Source organism: Nostocoides sp. HKS02, assembly GCF_009707485.1.
Classification (GTDB): Bacteria; Actinomycetota; Actinomycetes; order Actinomycetales; family Dermatophilaceae; genus Pedococcus.
Window position 1 is genome coordinate 1,268,637 of record NZ_CP046121.1, and the last position, 19,687, is coordinate 1,288,323.

13 protein-coding genes and 2 pseudogenes are annotated in these 19,687 nt (G+C 70.6%); 6 read left to right on the forward strand and 9 right to left on the reverse strand.

The window, feature by feature from the left end:
• Nucleotides 1–35 precede the first annotated feature (35 nt).
• On the reverse strand, nt 36–866 hold the full coding sequence (locus tag GKE56_RS06050) for a DMT family transporter (protein ID WP_154683769.1): 831 nt from the start codon (nt 864–866) through the stop codon (nt 36–38).
• Nucleotides 867–956: 90 nt separating this feature from the next.
• On the opposite strand from GKE56_RS06050, the gene GKE56_RS06055 reads away from it, so the two are divergent.
• The 5 genes and pseudogenes from GKE56_RS06055 (at nt 957) to GKE56_RS06070 (ending at nt 6,323) form a co-directional block, all read left to right on the forward strand.
• The gene (locus GKE56_RS06055; protein WP_195908259.1) at nt 957–1,544 is read left to right on the forward strand and encodes a DUF3000 domain-containing protein; all 588 of its coding nucleotides are present in this window, start codon (nt 957–959) and stop codon (nt 1,542–1,544) included.
• A gap of 122 nt (nt 1,545–1,666) precedes the next feature.
• Nucleotides 1,667–1,909 (forward strand): annotated as a pseudogene (locus tag GKE56_RS18170) (ribonuclease D); the annotation flags it as partial.
• Between the two features lie 64 nt (nt 1,910–1,973).
• Nucleotides 1,974–2,840 carry an HRDC domain-containing protein gene (locus GKE56_RS06060; protein WP_370518465.1) on the forward strand — a complete coding sequence of 289 codons (867 nt, stop codon included), beginning with the start codon at nt 1,974–1,976 and terminating at the stop codon, nt 2,838–2,840.
• 126 nt (nt 2,841–2,966) lie between these two features.
• Nucleotides 2,967–4,214, forward strand: coding sequence for a thiolase family protein (locus GKE56_RS06065; RefSeq protein ID WP_154683771.1), 1,248 nt, complete (start codon nt 2,967–2,969; stop codon nt 4,212–4,214).
• Nucleotides 4,211–6,323: pseudogene (locus GKE56_RS06070) on the forward strand (3-hydroxyacyl-CoA dehydrogenase NAD-binding domain-containing protein). Before GKE56_RS06065 ends, GKE56_RS06070 begins: the two are co-directional and overlap by 4 nt.
• 114 nt (nt 6,324–6,437) lie before the next feature.
• On the opposite strand, the gene dxs reads toward GKE56_RS06070, so the two are convergent.
• The 3 genes from dxs to GKE56_RS06085 are packed head-to-tail and all read right to left on the reverse strand — an operon-like array spanning nt 6,438 to nt 10,481.
• Nucleotides 6,438–8,306: a 1-deoxy-D-xylulose-5-phosphate synthase gene (gene dxs / locus GKE56_RS06075; protein ID WP_154685654.1), complete on the reverse strand. Its 1,869-nt coding sequence runs from the start codon at nt 8,304–8,306 to the stop codon at nt 6,438–6,440.
• A 46-nt stretch (nt 8,307–8,352) separates the two neighbouring features.
• A complete protein-coding gene (locus GKE56_RS06080) occupies nt 8,353–9,681 on the reverse strand; it encodes an amylo-alpha-1,6-glucosidase (RefSeq protein WP_195908260.1) in 1,329 nt (442 codons plus the stop codon).
• Complete coding sequence (locus tag GKE56_RS06085; RefSeq protein ID WP_195908261.1) at nt 9,579–10,481, reverse strand: glycogen debranching N-terminal domain-containing protein; 903 nt, start codon at nt 10,479–10,481, stop codon at nt 9,579–9,581. The genes GKE56_RS06080 and GKE56_RS06085 overlap by 103 nt, the downstream gene beginning before the upstream one ends.
• A 492-nt stretch (nt 10,482–10,973) precedes the next feature.
• On the opposite strand from GKE56_RS06085, the gene GKE56_RS06090 reads away from it, so the two are divergent.
• Nucleotides 10,974–11,906: a hypothetical protein gene (locus GKE56_RS06090; protein ID WP_154683774.1), complete on the forward strand. Its 933-nt coding sequence runs from the start codon at nt 10,974–10,976 to the stop codon at nt 11,904–11,906.
• Between the two features lie 63 nt (nt 11,907–11,969).
• Here the strand turns inward: GKE56_RS06090 and GKE56_RS06095 are convergent, their stop codons facing one another.
• From GKE56_RS06095 to GKE56_RS06115, 5 genes are all read right to left on the reverse strand, one after another.
• Nucleotides 11,970–12,788 carry a hypothetical protein gene (locus GKE56_RS06095; RefSeq protein ID WP_154683775.1) on the reverse strand — a complete coding sequence of 273 codons (819 nt, stop codon included), beginning with the start codon at nt 12,786–12,788 and terminating at the stop codon, nt 11,970–11,972.
• A gap of 181 nt (nt 12,789–12,969) precedes the next feature.
• Entirely contained in the window at nt 12,970–15,777 is a 2,808-nt protein-coding gene (acnA, locus tag GKE56_RS06100; RefSeq protein ID WP_154683776.1) for an aconitate hydratase AcnA, read from the reverse strand.
• Nucleotides 15,778–15,836: 59 nt separating this feature from the next.
• The gene (locus tag GKE56_RS06105; RefSeq protein WP_154683777.1) at nt 15,837–16,292 is read right to left on the reverse strand and encodes a thioesterase family protein; all 456 of its coding nucleotides are present in this window, start codon (nt 16,290–16,292) and stop codon (nt 15,837–15,839) included.
• Nucleotides 16,293–16,301: 9 nt separating this feature from the next.
• On the reverse strand, nt 16,302–17,603 hold the full coding sequence (locus GKE56_RS06110) for a class I SAM-dependent RNA methyltransferase (protein WP_154683778.1): 1,302 nt from the start codon (nt 17,601–17,603) through the stop codon (nt 16,302–16,304).
• A gap of 7 nt (nt 17,604–17,610) precedes the next feature.
• Nucleotides 17,611–19,569 carry an APC family permease gene (locus tag GKE56_RS06115; protein ID WP_154685655.1) on the reverse strand — a complete coding sequence of 653 codons (1,959 nt, stop codon included), beginning with the start codon at nt 19,567–19,569 and terminating at the stop codon, nt 17,611–17,613.
• Between the last annotated feature and the right edge of the window lie 118 nt (nt 19,570–19,687).

Genomic DNA, 19,687 nt, shown 5'->3' on the forward strand with positions numbered 1-19,687 from the left:
CGCAGGAGTCTAGGTGGCGTCTCCGCGCCCAGCCGTCAGGGCCGCGCGAGGGCGAGCACGACGACCCCGGCGACGCTGATCCCCACGCCGACGCCCTGCACGGGACGCAGCCGCTCCTGGAGCAGGACGCGCGCGAGCAGCACGGTGACGACCGGGTACAGCGAACCGAGCACGCTCGCGATGCTCACCACGCCGTGCGAGCTCGCATAGGCGAACAGGCCGTTCGCGACGAGGTCACCGGCGCCGATCAGGCCGAGTGCCGGCAGGTCTGCGGCGCGCACCCCACCTGCCCGGCGCAGGACGACCCCCGCGACCAGGAAGAGGCTGACCGAGGTGGCGCGCATCCCCCAGAGGGTGTGCAGGAGGGAGACCCGCGCGCCGCGGTCGAGGCAGAAGAGCGCCAGTCCGAACCCGACCGCCGCCACGCAGGCCAGGGCGAGCGGGCGGGGCGAGACCCCACCACTCAGCTCCGGTCCGGAGGCCAGGGCGACGCCGACGATCGCGACAACCATGCCGACCCACGCGAGGACTGGCGGCTGGTCGCCGGTGAGGATGCCGAGCAGGACCGGCACCACCACGCCGAGCGAGGCAACCGGCGCGACCACGCCCATCGTCCCGGTCGACAGGGCGGCATAGAAGCAGACCAACGCGCCCGACCCCGCCACGCCGGCCGCGACCGCCCACACCATCCATCCGGTCGGGCCGCCGAAGCCCGTCACGCTGAGCACGACCGTCAACAGGACCAGGGCCATGCCCTGCGACCAGGCGACGACTGCCGCGGCCGGCATGGTCCGTGCCCGCAAGCCGGCGAAGAAGTCCGAGGTGCCCCAACACGCGCTCGAGGCGAGGGCGAGCAGCGAGAGCATGCCCGCACGCTACCTGTCGCGCCGCGACACTCCGACACCCCGCGAGGCGCGCATTGCCCGTGGGAGGTGCCCCTCGCGGCATACGCTCTGATGGTGGGCAGCCGAACGGTCCCTGGAGACCACTCCCCCGAGTTCACGCAGGCGCTGAGCGACCTGCGCGCAGCGCGGTTGCGCCCGGAGATCCGTCTCACCGAGGTGCCTGCTCCGCAACGCATCGCGCCGTATGCCGTGGCGCTCACCGCCGAGGTCGTCGGCGCGCACGCCGACGAGGACGAGCTCGCGTCCGGCCGGTTCGTCCTCCTGCACGACCCGTCGGTGCCCGACCCGTGGGACGGAGCGTGGCGCGCGGTGACGTTCGCTCGCGCCGAGCTCGAGCCCGAGCTGGCCAACGACCCGATGCTCGGTGCGGTGGGCTGGTCGTGGCTGACGGACGCCCTGGAGTCCCACCACCTCGGCTTCACCGCCGAGGCCGGCACCGTCACCCGGGTCGTCTCCGAGAGCTTCGCGGGCCTGGCCGACCGACCCGCCAGCGTCGAGATGGAGGTGCGCGCGTCGTGGACTCCCGTCAGCGGAAACGTCGGGGCCCACCTCATCGCCTGGTCCGAGCTGCTGTGCACCATCGCGGGGCTCCCCCCGCTGCCCGAAGGCGTCATCGCGCTGCCCGGCCCGCGCCGCTGAAACGGCTGGCCCGATAGGTTGGCTGGGTGACCGAGACCGACACCGCAGCCGCCGACGGGGATGGCGCCCAGACCGCGGCCGAGCTCTCCGTCGAGCCGGTCCTGCCCCTCACGCCGCTCGACATGCCCGCCGAGGGTGTCCCACCGGTGGTCGACAGCGAACGCGGGCTCGACGCCGCCGCGCGCGCCATCGCCGCAGGTGAGGGCCCTGTCGCGCTCGACGCAGAGCGTGCGAGTGGCTACCGCTACGGCCAGCGGGCGTACCTCGTGCAGGTGCGCCGCGAGGGCTCGGGCACGTGGCTCATCGACCCCATCGCCTGCCCGGACCTCACCCCGCTCAACGACGCGATCGGCAACGCCGAGTGGATCCTGCACGCGGCGACCCAGGACCTGCCGTGCCTGGCCGAGGTGGGCCTGACCCCGCGCCAGCTTGTTCGACACCGAGCTCGCCGGGCGGCTGCTCGGGCTGCCGCGAGTCGGTCTGGCGGCGGTCGTCGAGCACTACCTCCAGCTCACGCTGGCCAAGGAGCATTCGGCGGTCGACTGGTCCACCCGTCCGTTGCCGGAACCGTGGCTGCGGTACGCCGCTCTCGACGTCGAGGTGCTCATCGACCTGCGCAACCTCATGGGCGTCGACCTGGCCATGCAGGACAAGGCCGAGTGGGCGCGTCAGGAGTTCGAGGCGCTCCTGACCTTCACCGGACCGCCGGTCAAGATCGACCCCTGGCGACGCACCAGCGGCATGCACCGGGTGCGCCAGCGGCGTGCCGCGGCGGTCGTCCGCGAGCTGTGGGAGACCCGCGACCTCATCGCCCAGGACCGCGACACCTCACCCGGCCGGGTCCTGCCCGACGCGGTCCTGATCGAGATCGCGATGGCCGCACCCACCTCGGCCGCCCAGCTGCCCGACGGTCACCGGTCGGTCCGGCGCTACCAGCGGCAGTGGCTCGAGGCCGTGCGGCGGGCTCGCGAGCTGCCCGACTCCGAGCTGCCCCCGATGACCCTGCGATCCGACGGGCCCCCGCCGCAGCGAGCCTGGCCCGAGCGTGATCCGCTGGCCGCGGCCCGCCTCGCCGCGACTCGCACCGCCCTGACGGCCTTCGCCCACGAGCGAGCGGTCCCCGTCGAGAACGTCCTATCCCCCGATCCGCTGAGACGCGTCATCTGGTCACCGCCCCAGCCCCCGACCGCCGAGGCCTTCACCCAGGCCCTGGCCGAGCTCGGGGCGCGGCCTTGGCAGACGCAGATCGTCGCGCCGATGATCGAGGCGGCGTTCCGAGAACACCCCGACGCCTGACGCCTGCGGCGTGACGGCTCTCACGCGCGACCACGGGTGACCCGGTTGTTACCGAGAAGTAGCATCGGTCCGTACGCACCGGCATACCCGGTGTCACCCCAAGCACCACGTCAAGGGAGGCCCTCCGTGCCCCGCACTCTGCGTGAGGTCGTGTTCGTCGACGGTGTTCGCACGCCGTTCGGCAAGGCCGGGGAGAAGGGCATGTACGCCCAGACCCGCGCCGACGACCTCGTCATCAAATGCATCCGTGAGCTGATGCGCCGTCACCCCGAGCTGCCCCCGGAGCGCGTCGAGGAGGTCGCCATCGCCGCGACCACCCAGATCGGCGACCAGGGCCTGACGCTCGGCCGCATGGCTGCCCTCCTGTCCGGCCTGCCGAAGACGACCCCCGGATACTCCATCGACCGCATGTGCGCGGGTGCGATGACTGCCGTGACCACCACCGCCTCGTCGATCGCCTTCGGGTCCATCGACGTGGCGATTGCCGGGGGCGTCGAGCACATGGGCCGCCACCCCATGGGTGAGGGCGTCGACCCCAACCCGCGGATCGTCGCCGAGAAGCTCGTCGACCCCTCCGCCCTGGTCATGGGCTCGACCGCGGAGAACCTCCACGACCGCTACCCGACGCTCACCAAGGCGCGCAGCGACGCGTATGCCGTGGGCTCGCAGGACAAGCTCGCGAAGGCCTATGCGAACAACCAGATCCAGCCCGACCTCGTGCCGGTGGCGACTCGCCACCAGGAGCAGGGGTTCGGCCTGGCCACCCAGGACGAGCCACCCCGCCCGGGCACGACCCTGGCGGACCTGGGCGCGCTGAAGACTCCCTTCCGCCCGCACGGCAACGTCAGCGCCGGCAACTCGGCAGGCCTCAACGACGGGGCGACCGCCTGCATCCTCGCCTCGGCGGAGGCCGCCGCCGAGCTCGGGCTGCCGGTGCGCATGCGCCTGGTCGACTTCGCGTTCGTCGGGGTCGAGCCAGAGGTCATGGGCATCGGCCCGGTGCCCGCGGCGGAGAAGGCGCTCGCCAAGGCCGGTCTGTCCATCGACGACATCGGCCTGTTCGAGCTCAACGAGGCGTTCGCGGTGCAGGTCCTCGCGTTCCTCGAGCACTTCGGCATCGCGGACGACGATCCGCGCGTCAACCAGTACGGGGGCGCCATCGCCACCGGACACCCCCTCGCCTCCTCCGGCGTGCGCCTGATGACGCAGCTGGCCCGGCAGTTCGAGGAGCACCCCGAGGTCCGCTACGGCATGACCGCCATGTGCATCGGCATCGGCATGGGCGGCGCCGTCATCTGGGAGAACCCCCACCACCCTGACTTCGGGGCTGACAACGACTTCGGGGCTGACAACGGCACGGAGGTTTCGGCATGAGCGAGCAGACCACCCCCACGTTCGAGGAGGTCGTGACCCATACGCCGGTGCGCGACGTCACGCTGCCTGGTGACGCTGGTGTCCTGGCGCTGATCACGCTCGACAACGGGTTTGACCACACCAAGCCGAACACCTTCGGGCCGCAGACCATCGCGGGCCTCACCACCGTCGTCGAGGGCCTGCGGGCGCGTGCCGAGGCTGGCGAGATCCAGGCCGTGGGCATCACCGGCAAGCCGTTCATCTTCGCGGTGGGCGCTGACCTCAAGGCCGTGGCCCAGGCGAGCGACCGGGCCACGGCGCTCGAGGTCGCGCGCGCCGGCCACACGGCCTTCGGGGCGATCATGGACCTCCCGGTCCCGACCTTCGCGTTCGTCAACGGTGCGGCCATGGGCGGCGGGGTCGAGATCGCGCTCTCGACGGACTACCGCTCGATCTCGGCGGGTGTGCCAGCGCTGGCCCTGCCCGAGACCTTCCTCGGCCTCGTCCCCGGCTGGGGCGGCTGCTACCTGCTGCCCAACCTCATCGGACCCGCGAACGCGCTCAAGGTGATCATCGACAACCCGATGAACATGAACCGGATGCTCAAGGGACCCCAGGCCTTCGAGCTCGGCATCGCCGACGTGATGTTCGAGCCGGCCGACTTCCTCGAGGAGTCGCTGCTGTGGGCGGCACGCGTCCTCACGGGCGAGGCCAGCGTCCAGCGGCCCGAGGTCTCACGCGAGGAGGCCGACTGGGAGGGCCCGCTGAAGGCTGCCAAGGCCCTCGTCGACCTGAAGACGGGCGGCAAGGCCCCCGGGCCGTACCGCGCGCTCGACCTGGTGCGCGGAGCTCGGACCGCCACCCGTGACGAGGCGTTCCGCGCCGAGGACGAGGCGCTGGCCGACCTCGTCATGGGCGACGAGCTCCGCGCCGGGCTGTACTCGTTCGACCTCGTCCAGCGCCGCGCCAAGCGGCCCGCCGGAGCCCCCGACAAGTCCCTGGCCCGCAAGGTCACCAAGGTCGGGATCGTGGGCGCCGGGCTCATGGCCAGCCAGCTCGCGCTGCTTGTTCGCCCAGCGCCTCGAGGTTCCCGTCGTCATGACCGACCTCGACGAGGACCGGGTCGCCAAGGGCGTGGGCTACGTCCACGGCGAGGTCGACAAGCTGCTCGCCAAGAAGCGGATCAGCCCGGACAAGGCCAACCGCCTCAAGGGCCTGCTGACCGGGGCGACGTCGAAGGACGGCTTCGCGGATGCGGACTTCGTCATCGAAGCCGTCTTCGAGGAGATGTCGGTCAAGAAGCAGGTGTGGGCGGAGGTCGAGGCCATCGTGTCGCCCGAGTGCGTGCTCGCGACCAACACCTCGTCGCTGTCGATCACGCAGATGGCGGCGGACCTGGCGCACCCCGAGCGGGTCGTCGGCTTCCACTTCTTCAACCCGGTCGCCGTGATGCCGCTGCTCGAGATCATCAAGGGCGAGCAGACCGACGACGCCACCCTCGCCACCGCGTTCGCCACGGGCAAGTCCCTGAAGAAGACCACGATCCTCGTCAAGGACAGCCCTTCGTTCATCGTCAACCGCCTCCTGGGCCGCTTCATGGGCGAGGTCGCCCGGGTCGTCGACGAGGGAACCCCGATCGAGGTGGCTGACAAGGCATTCGCGGGCCTGGCGCCCATGCCGCCGTTCGTCCTGCTCGGCCTCGTGGGGCCCGCCATCGCGCTGCACAACAACGAGACCCTCGCCAAGGCGTTCCCCGACCGCTTCTACGTCTCGGAGAACCTCCGCAAGGTTGTCGAGGCCAAGAAGCCGGCCATCTACATCTGGCCCGAGGGCAAGCCCGTCGTCGACCCCGAGGTCGAGGCGCTGTTCGACAAGCCGGCGGACCCCGTGGTGCTGACCACCGACGAGGTTCGCGAGCGCGTCCTCGGCGTGCTGGCCGACGAGTCGCGCCGGATGCTCGACGAAGGCGTGGTCCAGGCCCCGATGGACCTCGACCTCGCCATGATCACGGGCGCCGGGTTCCAGTTCTGGAACGGCGGTCTCACGCCGCTGCTCGACCGCGAAGGCGTGAGCGAGAGGGTGACCGGCCACCGCTTCCTGCCGCCTGGAGTCGCCAGCGTGCCCGCCTGACGCCCCCCGCTCCCCCACCACTCCCCCGACTTATTGCCCTCAATCCACCGTTTGCCGGCCCTGAACCGGCGAATCTGGTGGATTCAGGGCAATAAGTCGCGGGGGAGGTCGGGGTCAGTGCAGCCGGGTCGCCAGGGAGGTCGCCACGGCGTCGGCCGTGAGCCCCAGCTCGTCGAGTACCTGACCGCGCGAGGCGTGGTCGAGGAACCGCTTGGGTATGCCGTGCAGGTGCACCGGGATCTGCACGCTCGCCTCACGCAGGGCGAGGGTCACCGCCGCACCGACGCCACCGCTCACGAGGTTGTCCTCGACCACGGCAACAGCTCGTGCTGAACGGGCCAGGTCGACGAGGTCGTCACTGACTGGCAGCACCCAGCGCGGATCGACGGCACACACCGAATGCCCTTGTGCCTCGAGCTTTTCGGCGACTTCGACAGCCATCGACGCAAACGCGCCGACGCCGACCAGCAGCAGATCGCAGGACTCGGCAGCAGCCTCGTGGAGCACGTCGACCGAGCCGTGTCGACGCACCGCCGGAACCGCCGGCCCGACGTCGCCCTTGGGGAAACGGACGACCGTGGGGGCGTCGGCCACGTCGAGCGCCTCACGCAGCTGCGCCTTGACCTGGTCACCGTCACGGGGCGCCGCGAGGCGCAGCCCGGGCACCACCGAGGCCAGCGTCATGTCCCACATGCCGTTGTGGGACGGCCCGTCGCTGCCGGTCACCCCGGCCCGGTCGAGGACGAAAGTCACGCCGGCCTTGTGGAGGGCGGCATCCATGAGCAGCTGGTCGAATGCGCGGTTGAGGAAAGTCGCATACACCGCGACGACCGGGTGCAGCCCTGCGAACGCGAGGCCACTGGCCATGGTGACGGCGTGCTGCTCGGCGATGCCCACGTCGAACACGCGCTCGGGGTAGGCCGCGGCGAAGCCGTCGAGCCCGACGGGGATGAGCATCGCCGCCGTCAACGCGACGACGTCCTCGCGCTCGGCGCCGATGGCGACCATCTCGTCGTTGAACTCGTCGGTCCAGATCCGGCCGCTGACCTCGAACGGCAGCCCGGTCTCCGGGTTGAACTTGCCGATGGCGTGCCACTGGTCGCCCTCGTCACGGCGGGCCGGATCGTAACCACGCCCCTTCTCCGTGATGACGTGGACGAGTACGGGACCACCAAAGGCCTTGGCACGGCGCAGCGCGGACTCCACCGCTGCCTCGTCGTGGCCGTCGACCGGGCCGAGGTACTTCAGGCCGAGGTCCTCGAACATCCCCTGGGGCGCGACGATGTCCTTGAGCCCCTTCTTCATGCCGTGGAGCGTCTCGTACATCGCGCCGCCGACGACGGGCGTCCGGGACAGGGTGTTCTTGCCCCAGTCGAGGAAGCGCTCGTAGCCACGCGTGGTGCGCAACGTGGCCAGGTGGTCGGCGAGACCGCCGATGGTCGGGGCGTAGGACCGCTCGTTGTCGTTGACGACGATGGTCAGCGCGAGGTCCTTGTCGGCAGCGATGTTGTTGATGGCCTCCCAGGCCATGCCGCCGGTGAGGGCCCCGTCGCCGATCACGGCCACGGTGTGGCGGCCGCGTTCACCGCGAAGCCGCCGGGCTTTGGCGATGCCATCGGCCCAGGACAACGAGGTCGAGGCGTGGGAGTTCTCGACGACGTCGTGCTCGGACTCGGCCCGGCTCGGATACCCCGAGAGGCCGCCCTGCTTCTTGAGCTTGCTGAAGTCATGGCGACCGGTGAGGAGCTTGTGCACGTACGACTGGTGGCCGGTGTCGAAGACGATGGTGTCGCGAGGGCTGTCGAAGACCCGGTGCAGCGCGATGGTCAGCTCGACCACGCCGAGGTTCGGCCCGAGGTGGCCGCCGGTCTTGCTCACCGACTCGACGAGGAAGTCGCGGATCTCCCGGGCCAGCGCCGGGATCTGGGCAGGCGTGAGCGCCTTGAGGTCGGCGGGGCCCTTGATCGTCTCGAGCACTCCCACGCGGAGCCGTCCTTTCAGCTGGTGTCTGCCAGACAACCGCCTGAGTCTATGCGCTGTGGCTGACCTGGACCCCGTCCGGCACTCCCGAGAGGGTCACCTCACCAGCAGCGTCGACCTGCACCCTGACCTCGGCTCCGGCGACCCGCAGGCCGCTCACGCTCAGGGCACCGAACGGCGCGGGCCGGATCGGGCGCACCTCGAGGAGCCCGCGGGGCAGGTCGGCGCGCAACCCCAGGGCGACCGCCAACAACGCCCCCGCGGACGCCGCCGACCACGCCTGGGGCCGACACGCCGCGGGATAGGGCGCAGGCCGACCCATCATGGGCTGTCCCGAGTACAGCTCGGGCCAGCGGTAGTCGAAGGCGTCGCCCGCAGCGACCAGGGCGCGAAGGATCCGGGAGGCGGGGTCGGCGAGCCCCTCGCGGGCCAGCCCCAGCGCCGCGATCGCCGTGTCATGGGTCCACACCGACCCCGTGTGGTAGCCGATCGGGTTGAAGCCCCCGTTGCCGCTGCCGAACGTGCGGACGCCGAAGGCGTCGAGCAGCTCCGGCCCGGTCAGCTGCGCCGCGACGGACTCGGCCTGAGCGGCGTCGAGCACCCCCGTGCCGAGGACGTGACCCATGTTGGAGCCCAGTCCGTCGACGGGCGCGCCGTGACCGTCCAGCGCCATGGCGAGGTAGCGCCCTGCATCACCCTCGACCCAGTACGCGGCGTGGATCCGCTCGCGCAGCCCGCTGCCAGTCAGGCGTGCGGCCTCACCCCCCGGCTCACCCAGGGCGTCGAGCAGGTCCGCCGCGCCGGTGAGCGCCTCCACGGCATACGCCTGCGCTTCGATGAGCGCGATGGGAGCCTCGGCCACCCGGCCGTCCCGGAACCGCATGGAGTCGACCGAGTCCTTCCAGCCCTGGTTGGCCAGGCCGTGGCCGGTCGTGTCGAGGTACTTGAGCAGGCCGTCGGCGTCTGGCTGCCCGGGCCCGGTGATCCAGCCCAGGGCGGCGCGCAGGTGCGGCAGCAGCGAGCGCACCTGGTCCTGCGCCAACCCCCACCGCCAGGCATCCACGAGCAGGCAGACCCACAGCGCCGTCGCGTCGACCGTGCCGTAGTAGAGCGGCGGGAGCTCGAGGTGCTCACCAGGGCTGCCGTATGCCGTGCGCCGCACCTCGTGGGGAATCTTGCCGGGCTGCTCGGCCCGGTCGGGGTCGTCCCGGGTGCCCTGGCGGCGCGCGAGGGCACGAAGCGTGCCCGCGGCGAGCTCGGTGCCGAACGGCAGCATCATCCGGGCCGTCCAGATCGAGTCACGACCGAAGAGGGTGAGGTACCAAGGGGATCCCGCTGCGGCGAAGACGTCCGAAGGGTCGAGCGGATCGCGCAGCAACAGCTGGCGGAGGTCGTCGAGGGAGTGGGAGACCAGCGGCGCGAGCCGGGGTCATCGGCCGTGACGTCCACGGCTTGCCACGAGACGGCGTCGGCGCCGGGGTCGGCGTCGAAGCGCGAGACCTCACGGCGGGTGGCAGTGACCCTGAGGCGCCAGCTCACGCTCGCGCCGGGAGCCACGACGACGCTACGGGTGGCGACCGCGTGGTCCGTGGAGGTCGTGATCGCGTCGGCGGGCGGCTCGAAGCCGACCTCGACGTCGTGTCGGAGGGTGACCAGGTGGACCACGTCGCCGACGCGGGTTGGCGTGAGGACATCGCCGCGCACCCGCCCCGACTTCACCCAGGCGATCGGCGCACCGTCGGCACCGAGCTCGACCTCGAGGGTGGCCCGGACCTCGTCGGACGCCCGGGACGTCACGGTGATGTTCTCGACCATCGTCGCGTCGCCGAGCGTCCTGGTGCGGTGCACCTCGACGGTGGGATCCGAGCCGGAGTTGCCCAGGCCTCGGGCCGCCCCGAAGAACTCGGCCCGCTCGCCCCGAGCAGATGACGCGACGGGGCTCGCCGGCTCGCCACCGACCCGGAGCACCAGACGGTCGAGCACCCTGGCATCGTCGAGGAAGACGCCCTGAGCGGTGCCGGGCTCGATGTCGCCTTGGGGCGAGGAGAGCTGGGTGGCATTGCCGTGGACGGTGATCGCCAGGTCGTGCAGCCACGGCTGACGCAACACGCCCTCCTGACGCTCGCTGGTGCGGGGTTCCTCGGCAGTCACGTCAGGGCCCTTCGTCGAGTTGGTCACCGGCGGCTCCCATCGTCTCGTGAGCGTGGTCGGCCCGCGTGCACACCAACAGCATTCCGGCCTCTGACGGCCGGCACGCGCCGAGGTCGGCGAGCACCTGAGCCAGTCTGCACTGGTCAGGTGCTCGCCGAGGTCGTCCTAGGCCTGGCGGTGGCCAGTCCCACGAGGTCGGGACCGCCGTGGCGGGACGCCTACCGCTCACCCCATGACAGGCACCCGCCCAGCGGCGGCCGTGATCCGGATGCCGAGGAAGAGGCACAAGGCGGCCAGCATCACCAGCATCCAGGGGTCTCCCCCGTCATGGCCAAGGCGCTCGCCTGGGCGGCACCCTGAGCAACAGCGCTTGCTGCGGCCAGGGCAGGCACCGCCGAGGCGGCCTGCCCAGTGGTCTGCCCGTCACCTGCGGTATCCGCCGCCGACGAGCTGGCGCTACCGACCGAAGCACCGTCAGTGCTCGACGAGCCAGTACCGGCAGGACCGGGAGGTGTGCTCGTGCTGTTTCCCGCCACGGCGATCGCGTTGCCACCTACGGTGACCGGCGCGCTCGCCGGCCCAGTGACCTGGTTGCCACCACCCGCCGAACCCGAACCCGAAGTCGTCGACCCCGACGAGCTCGCCGGAGCAGCCGCCGCCGACGAGCCCGAAGAGCCCGCCGAGGAACCAGTGCTCGACGAGTCACCCAGCACAGCCACCGAGTTGCCCGTCACCGTGGACGGCGGTGCGGTGGGTGAGGTGACCTGGTTGCCACCACCCGCCGAACCCGAACCCGAAGTCGTCGACCCCGACGAGCTCGCCGGAGCAGCCGGCGAGGAGCCCGAAGGGGCCGATCCAGCCGAGGGACCGCTGCTCGACGAGTCACCCAGCACGGCCACCGAGTTGCCCGTCACCGTGGACGGCGGTGCGGTGGGTGAGGTGACCTGGTTGCCACCACCCGCCGAACCCGAACCCGAAGTCGTCGACCCGGGCGAGCTCGGCGGAGCAGTCGCCGCTGAAGAGCCCGAAGGGGCCGATCCAGTCGATGAACCAGTGCTCGACGAGTTGCCGAGCACAGCCACCGAGTTGCCCGTCACCGTGGACGGCGGTGCGGTGGGTGAGGTGACCTGGTTGCCACCACCCGCCGAACCCGAACCCGAAGTCGTCGACCCGGGCGAGCTCGCCGGAGCAGCCGCCGCCGACGAGCCCGAAGAGCCCGCCGAGGAACCACTGCTCGACGCGTTGCCGAGCACAGCCACCGAGTTACCGCCGGCGGTCACCGGCGCCGCTGGCGCGGTGGCGACCTGGTTGCCTCCGAGCGCGCTCTGCGTGCCCGTCGTACCTTCGTCAGCCGACGCGTGCCCTGCGAAGAACAGGATTCCGCCGCCGACCATGAGAGCCACTTCAAGGCCCCTACGCATGTATGCGTGCATGGTTGTTCCCTTCCTGTGATGCGTGGTGTCCGCCTGCTGGCGGCTGTCGCTCATGGCGCAGAGTTCGGCGCCAGAGCTCGCATCAGCCAGGTCGGTGGCCGGGCTCCTGGGCAATCGCGCTGCGTGCGCCCGGGGTGTGCTCGCCACACCGGGCGTATGCCGGGTGAGGCAGGATGTGGGCGCGGTCCGTCAGCGCCAAGTCCGTTGCCGCAGAGCCACTCCCGCCAGCAACCGGAGATGGGGTCGTCATCAGGCCCCACGGCACGCCAAAGCCATCTCCCCCGCCACGGGCCGGGACACCATCGGGCTCGGTCGTCGCCCGAGGCTGCGACGCGGTGGTGGCAGCGGAGGTCGCGCCACCTGCGTGTGGCAGCCCTGGAGCAGTCGTCACCCCGACGGCCTGCGTGGCGCCGGTCTCAGCCGCCTCGACCTGAGTCGCGGCAACCACACCGGGGGCGCCGCCCTCAAGCATGCCGCGAGCCTCGGCCGCGAGGGTTGGGACAGCCGGCAGCTCCACGCCCAGCGGCACGGTGGACAGGGCGGCCAGAGCCGGCAGTGTGGGGGCGGCAGGCAGAGCCGGCAGTGTGGGGACGGCCGGCAAAGCCGATCGTGCGGCGGTGGCGGGGCTGGCGGCCACCGAGGTCACGACGGCGCGAACGGCACCGGTGACCGGCCGCACGGTCTGAACGACCGCAGCGGTGACCCGGTGCTGGGGCCGGCGACCGGCCGGCATACCCATCTTGGGCTGCACCGGGGTCAGACGCTCCCGAGCGGAGTGGGTCGCGGTCGCCCGAAGGGGGCCCTGGACCGGGGCTTCGTCAGCTCGGGCGTCAGCCGCACCGAACAGCACCCAGACAACACACAGGAATCCCGCGCAGAGCGCAAGCCGCAGAAGGCTCAACCGCGAGCCGATCCCTGGCATGTGGATCCCCGAACTCCCCAGCTCAAGGCGCACTTGCTTTCAACTGCTTCGAGTTGAACACGGACACGTGCACACCGCAACCCAGAGCTCGGCAAAGTCGCAGGCCAGAGGCCTGCCGAGCTCTGGGTGGCGGTGGCACGGACCGCCCCGGAGGGCAGCGTCAGCTGGTGACGAGGGAGCGCAGCACGTACTGCAGGATGCCGCCGTTGCGGTAGTAGTCGGCCTCACCGGGGGTGTCGATCCGGACGACGGCCTCGAACTCGACGGGCTCGCCGCCGTCCTTCTGGGCACGCACCGTGACGGTGCGCGGGCTGTCCCCGTCGTTCAGCGCAGTGATGCCCGTGATCGAGAACGTCTCGGTGCCGTCGAGGCCCAGCGAGTCGGCTGACTCGCCGGCGGGGTACTGCAGCGGAATCACGCCCATGCCAATGAGATTCGAGCGGTGGATACGCTCGTAGCTCTCGGCGATGACCGCCTTGACGCCGAGCAGCCGGGTGCCCTTTGCAGCCCAGTCGCGCGACGACCCTGAGCCGTACTCCTTACCTGCGAGGATCACCAACGGCACCCCAGCCGCCTGGTAGGCCGCCGACGCGTCGTAGATGGTCGTCTGCTCGCCATCAGCGACGCCATCGCCCTTCAAGAACAGGCGGGTGAAGCCGCCCTCGACGCCGTCGAGCAGGAGGTTCTTGAGCCGGATGTTGGCGAACGTCCCGCGGATCATGACCTCGTGGTTGCCTCGCCGTGAGCCGTAGGAGTTGAAGTCCTTGCGGTCCACGCCGTGCTCGGCGAGGTACGTGCCGGCGGGGCTGTCGGCCTTGATCGACCCGGCCGGGCTGATGTGGTCGGTCGTGACCGAGTCACCCAGCTTCGCCAGCACCCGCGCGTCGGTGATGTCCGAGACGGGTGTGGTCTCCATGGTCATGCCGTCGAAGTACGGGGGCTTGCGGACGTACGTCGAGTCTGGCGCCCAGTCGAAGGTCTTGCCCTCGGGGGTGGGCAGGGAGCGCCACCGCTCGTCGCCGGCGAACACGTCGGCGTAGTCGCTGGTGAACATCTCCTTGTTGATACTCTCCGCGATGGTCCGCTCGACGTCGGCCGGAGCGGGCCACAGGTCCTTGAGGAAGACGTCGTTGCCGTCGGTGTCCTGACCCAGCGGCTCGGAGTCGAAGTCGAAGTCCATCGTCCCGGCCAGGGCGTACGCAATGACCAGCGGCGGCGACGCGAGGTAGTTCATCTTCACGTCGGGGTTGATGCGTCCCTCGAAGTTGCGGTTGCCGGACAGGACCGAGACGACGGCGAGGTCGTTCTCGTTGATGGCCGCGGAGATCTCGTCCGACAACGGACCGGAGTTGCCGATGCACGTGGTGCAGCCGTAGCCGACCAGGTGGAACCCGAGCTTCTCGAGGTAGGGCCACATGCCGGCCTTCTCGTAGTAGTCGGAGACGACCTTGGAGCCCGGCGCCATCGACGTCTTGACCCACGGGGCCACGGTGAGACCGCGGTCGACCGCGTTCTTGGCCAGCATCGCGGCGGCCATCATGACCGACGGGTTGGACGTGTTGGTGCAGCTGGTGATCGAGGCGATCGACACGATGCCGTGGTCGATCTCGAAGGAGGCGCCCTCGGCGGTCCGCACGGTGACCTTCTTCGACGGACGACCCTCACCGTTGCCTTCGGAGGCCGGCTTGTCGCCGCCGTTGGTGCCGTCGGTGCTCCCCTGCGGCGAGGGGTCGCTCGCCGGGAAGGAGGACGCCACGCCGGCGTCACCCTCGTGGTGGGCGACGTAGGTCGGCAGCACCTTCCGGAAGGAGTCCTTGGCGTCGGTGAGCGCGATCCGGTCCTGCGGCCGCTTGGGCCCGGCGATCGACGGTACGACGGTGGACAGGTCGAGCTCGAGCCGCTCGGAGTAGCGCGCCTCGGGCTGGTCGGGCCCGGCGTGCAGCCACATGCCCTGCTCCTTGGCGTACGCCTCCACGAGCGCGACCGACTCCTCGGAGCGACCGGTGAGGCGCAGGTACTCCAGGGTGACGTCGTCGATCGGGAAGATCGCGCAGGTCGAGCCGAACTCCGGGCTCATGTTGCCGATCGTGGCGCGGTTGGCCAGCGGCACCGCGGAGACGCCCTCGCCGTAGAACTCGACGAACTTGCCCACGACGCCGTGCGCGCGTAGCTGCTCGGTGATGGTCAGCACCACGTCGGTCGCGGTCGCCCCGGCCGGGATCGACCCGGAGAGCTTGAAGCCGACGACGCGCGGGATGAGCATCGAGACGGGCTGGCCGAGCATGGCCGCCTCGGCCTCGATGCCGCCGACGCCCCAGCCGAGCACACCCAGGCCGTTGACCATGGTGGTGTGGGAGTCGGTGCCGACACAGGTGTCGGGGTAGGCCACCCCGTCGCGGACCATGACGGTGCGCGCGAGGTGCTCGATGTTGACCTGGTGGACGATGCCGGTGCCCGGGGGCACGACCTTGAAGTCCTCGAACGCCGTCTGACCCCAACGCAGGAACTGGTAGCGCTCACCGTTGCGCTGGTACTCGATCTCGACGTTGCGCTCGAAGGCGTCGGCGCGGCCGAAGACGTCGATGATGACCGAGTGGTCGATGACCATCTCGGCAGGGCTGAGGGGGTTGATCTTGGCCGGGTCGCCGCCGAGGTCGGCCACGGCCTCGCGCATGGTGGCGAGGTCGACGATGCAGGGCACGCCGGTGAAGTCCTGCATGAGGACGCGGGCCGGGGTGAACTGGATCTCCGTGTCGGGGTCGGCGGTCTCGTCCCAGGCGCCGAGGGCGCGGATGTGGTCAGCGGTGATGTTCGCGCCGTCCTCGGTGCGCAGGAGGTTCTCCAGCAGCACCTTCAAGCTGTACGGGAGGGTCTCACTGCCCTCGACCGCGGCGAGCCGGTAGACCTCGTAGGAGTTGTCACCGACCTTCAGTTCACCGTGGGCGTTGAAGCTGTTCGTGCTGGCCACTGGCTGGCTCCTTCGATGCTCGGGGTCGACTGCGTCGTCGTGCTCGATTTATCTTGACATCAAGATACCACGGTGAGTGAGCCGTGGCTCTGATCCTGCTCCAACGCCGCGCGCAACGAAAGCGGGAGCTCACGTTTGGTGCGCTCCGTGAGCCCTGCCGCGACATACGTGATGGTCAGGACTGCGCACAGCTCGCCGTCCCCCTCACGGTGGATCTCGTGCCGCAGGGTGAACGAGGTCGTACCCACCCGCACCGGCCGGACCAGGATCTCGGCGTGGTCGCCGGCAGCCAGGCTGGCGAGCCACTCGATGTCGGCGTGACGCACGAGGGGCATGGCGTCGGCCGCCTTCGCGTCCTCGATCCCGAACCCTCGCGAGGCGCAGTACGCGAGACGGGCGTCGTCGCACCATGCGAGGTACCACGCGTTGAACACCACCCCCACCTGGTCCACCTCGTAGAAATGGACCTCGACCCGGTGGGTGAATGGCGTGGGCTCTGGGGCGCGTTCGGTCACCCACCGAGCCTAGGTCACCGGTGCGCTCGCCCGAGCTTCCCCCGGCGCGAACAGGGCGATGCACTCGAGGTGGTGCGTCATGGGGAAGGCGTCGAAGGCGCGCAGCTCGCGCAGGTGGTAGCCGTGGTCGCGAAGGTATGCCGTGTCCCGGGCGAGCGCGGCCGGGTCGCAGGCGACGTAGGCGATCGCCCGGGGTGCCAGCTGCGCGAGCTGGTCGACCACTGCTCGACCGGCACCGGTCCGCGGGGGGTCGAGGACGACCACGTCGGCGGTCAGGGGCAGCAACGGGTGACGGCGCAGCTTGCGCGGCCGCTGGGTGCGGCGGGGCGCGGGCCCCGACCGGCTCGCCCGAGGCACGCCGAAGGCGTCGTCCACGCGGCCGCGCACCGCCACGACCGAGGGGTATGCCGCGAGGTTGGCTGCCGCGGACGCGACCGCCTCGGGGTCGGACTCCACGGCAACGACCCGACCACCGTCGCCCACCGCGGTGGCGAGCGCGGTCGCGAAGAGGCCGACACCGGCATACAGGTCGAGGGCGGTCTCACCCGGGTGCGGTGCGAGGAGCTCGAGGACGACGTCGACGAACGTCGCTGCCGCCCCCGGGTGCACCTGCCAGAAGCCCCGCGCGGACACCTCGAAGTCCGCGGAGAACCGTTTCCCGGCAACGCGTTCCACCACGACGGGGATGTCGTCGCCCTGCGCTGGGAGGCCCACCGTGACCGGAGCTCCGATCGAGGGCACGACGACGTCGACCCCCTCGTGCCCCTGCCAGTCGGCACGCAGGACCCCCGTGTCGAGGACCCTCGGGTCGGCGATGAGGCAGGTGTCGATGGGCACGACGGCGTGCGACCGGTGCTCACGCAGGCCCGCTCGGCCCGAGGGGTCCACGGCGAACTCGACCCGGGTGCGCCAGCCCAGGCCGTCGACGTCACCGGGAACGGGTTCGACGACCACGTCGACCTCCATCCCGGCCAGCCGGCTGAACTGCTCACGGACGACCGCGGCCTTGAGGTCGCGCTGGTAGGTCAGGTCCGCGTGCTGCCAGTCGCAGCCGCCACACAGGCCGGGACCGGCATACGGACACGGTGCCGGCACGCGGCGGGGACTCGCGGTGAGGACCTCGACGCAGTCGGCCCGGACGAACCGCTGGCCTCCACGGGCCTCGGTCACCTGGGCGCGGACCTGCTCACCGGGCAGGGCGTGCCGGACGAAGACGACCCGGCCCTCGTGTCGTGCGACGCAGAAGCCGCCGTGGGCCACGGGGCCGACCTCGACCTCGACGAGGTCTCCGACGGCCAGGTCGGCCGTCACCGGGTCGTCACTGGCCAAGGCGGACCGAACCGGCCGTGGGGCCGTCGAAACGCTCCTCCTGGCCCTCGGAGGAGGCCAGCTGCCATGGCACGCTCGCCACCATCACACCCGGGGTGAACAGCAGCCGGCCCTTGAGCCGCAAGGCACTCTGGTTGTGCAGCACCTGCTCGTACCACTTGCCCAGCACGTACTCGGGGATGTAGACGACGACCACGTCACGGGGGTGCCCAGAGCGCAAGGACTTGACGTACTCGACGACGGGGCGGGTGATCTCGCGGTACGGGGAGTCGAGCGCCTTGAGCGGCACGGGGATGTCGCGCCGGTCCCACTCGTCCTGGAGCGCCTTGGTCTCGTCGGGTTCGACGTTGACCGTGATCGCCTCGAGCTTCGACGGCCGGGTGGCGCGGGCGTACGCGAGCGCCCGCAGCGTCGGCTTGTGGATCTTGGAGACCAGCACGATCGCGTGGACCCGACTCGGCAGCATCTGGGCGTCGACATCGTCCTCGCTCACCCGCAGCTCGTCACGGACGCGCTCGTAGTGCTTGTGGATGCGCAGCATGATGAAGAACAGCACCACCATCGCGGCGATGGCGTAGCCGGCTCCGTGGACGAACTTGGTCAGCAGCACGACCACGAGCACGAGCCCCGACATGGTGGCGCCGATGGCGTTGATCACCCGGCTGCGCATCATCCGGGCACGGACCGCGGCGTCACGCTCGAGACGCAGGTGCCGGTTCCAGTGCCGGATCATGCCGGTCTGGCTGAGCGTGAACGACACGAACACGCCGACGATGTAGAGCTGGATCAGCTTGGTGACCTCAGCGTTGTAGAGCACGATGAGGAACCCGGCGGCCCCCGCGAGGATGAGGATGCCGTTGGAGAATGCCAGCCGGTCGCCGCGGGTGTGCAGCTGGCGCGGCAGGTAGCCGTCCTTGGCCAGGATCGAGCCCAGCACCGGGAAGCCGTTGAAGGCCGTGTTGGCCGCCAGGATGAGGATCAGGCCGGCGACGATGGACACGAGGATCACGCCGGGCTGGAACCCATGGAAGACGGCCTTGGCCACCTGGCCCATGATCGTGTCCTGGACGTAGCCGGAGCCGACGGGCTTGCCGTTGCGCAGCAGCTGGGTCGCGGGGTTCTCGGCGTACTTGATGCCGGTCCACTTGGCCAGGGTCAGCATCGACATGAGCATTACGACGGCGATCACGCCCATGAGGAGCAGCGTCGTGGCGGCGTTCTGGCTCTTCGGCTTCTTGAAGGCCGGCACGCCGTTGGAGATGGCCTCCACCCCGGTGAGTGCGGCACAGCCCGAGGAGAAGGCGCGCAGGAGCAGGAAGAGCATCGCGAACTGCCCGAGCGAGCTGAACCCCTTCTCCGGGGCCAGCGTCAGGGAGGCGCTCTCGGCGTGCGGCAGGGTGCCCGAGAGCTCGCGCACCAGCCCGACCAGACCCATACCGATGACGCTGGCCATGAAGAGGTAGACAGGGAACGCGAAGGCCATGCCGGACTCGCGGACCCCACGCAGGTTCATCGCCGTGAGCACGACCACCAAGGCAACGGCCACGACGACCTCGTGGCCACGAAGCACGGGCAGCGCCGCCGCGGCGTTCTGGACGCCCGAGGAGATCGAGACGGCAACGGTGAGGACGTAGTCCACCAGCAGGGCGGCTGCCACCGTGAGGCCCGCCTTGGGGCCCAGGTTGGTATTGGCCACCTCGTAGTCGCCGCCACCGGAGGGGTACGCGTGCACGTTCTGGCGGTAGGACGCGACCACCACGAGCATGACGAACACGACGCACAGCCCGATCTGCCACGAGTGGGTCAGGGCCAGCAGTCCGCCAGCCAGCCCGAGCGTCAGGAAGATCTCGTCAGGGGCGTAGGCCACGGACGACAGGGCGTCGCTGGCAAAGATGGGCAGGGCGAGCTTCTTGGGCAAGAGCGTCTCGCCGAGGCGGTCGCTGCGCATGGCGCGGCCGAGAAGTACGCGCTTGAGGACGCGTCCAGAGGATGGCACGGCCAACACTCTAGGCGGCTGGCGAAGGCACTGCGCGACACCCCGCGCTGGCGTGGGGCCGCCGGTGTAC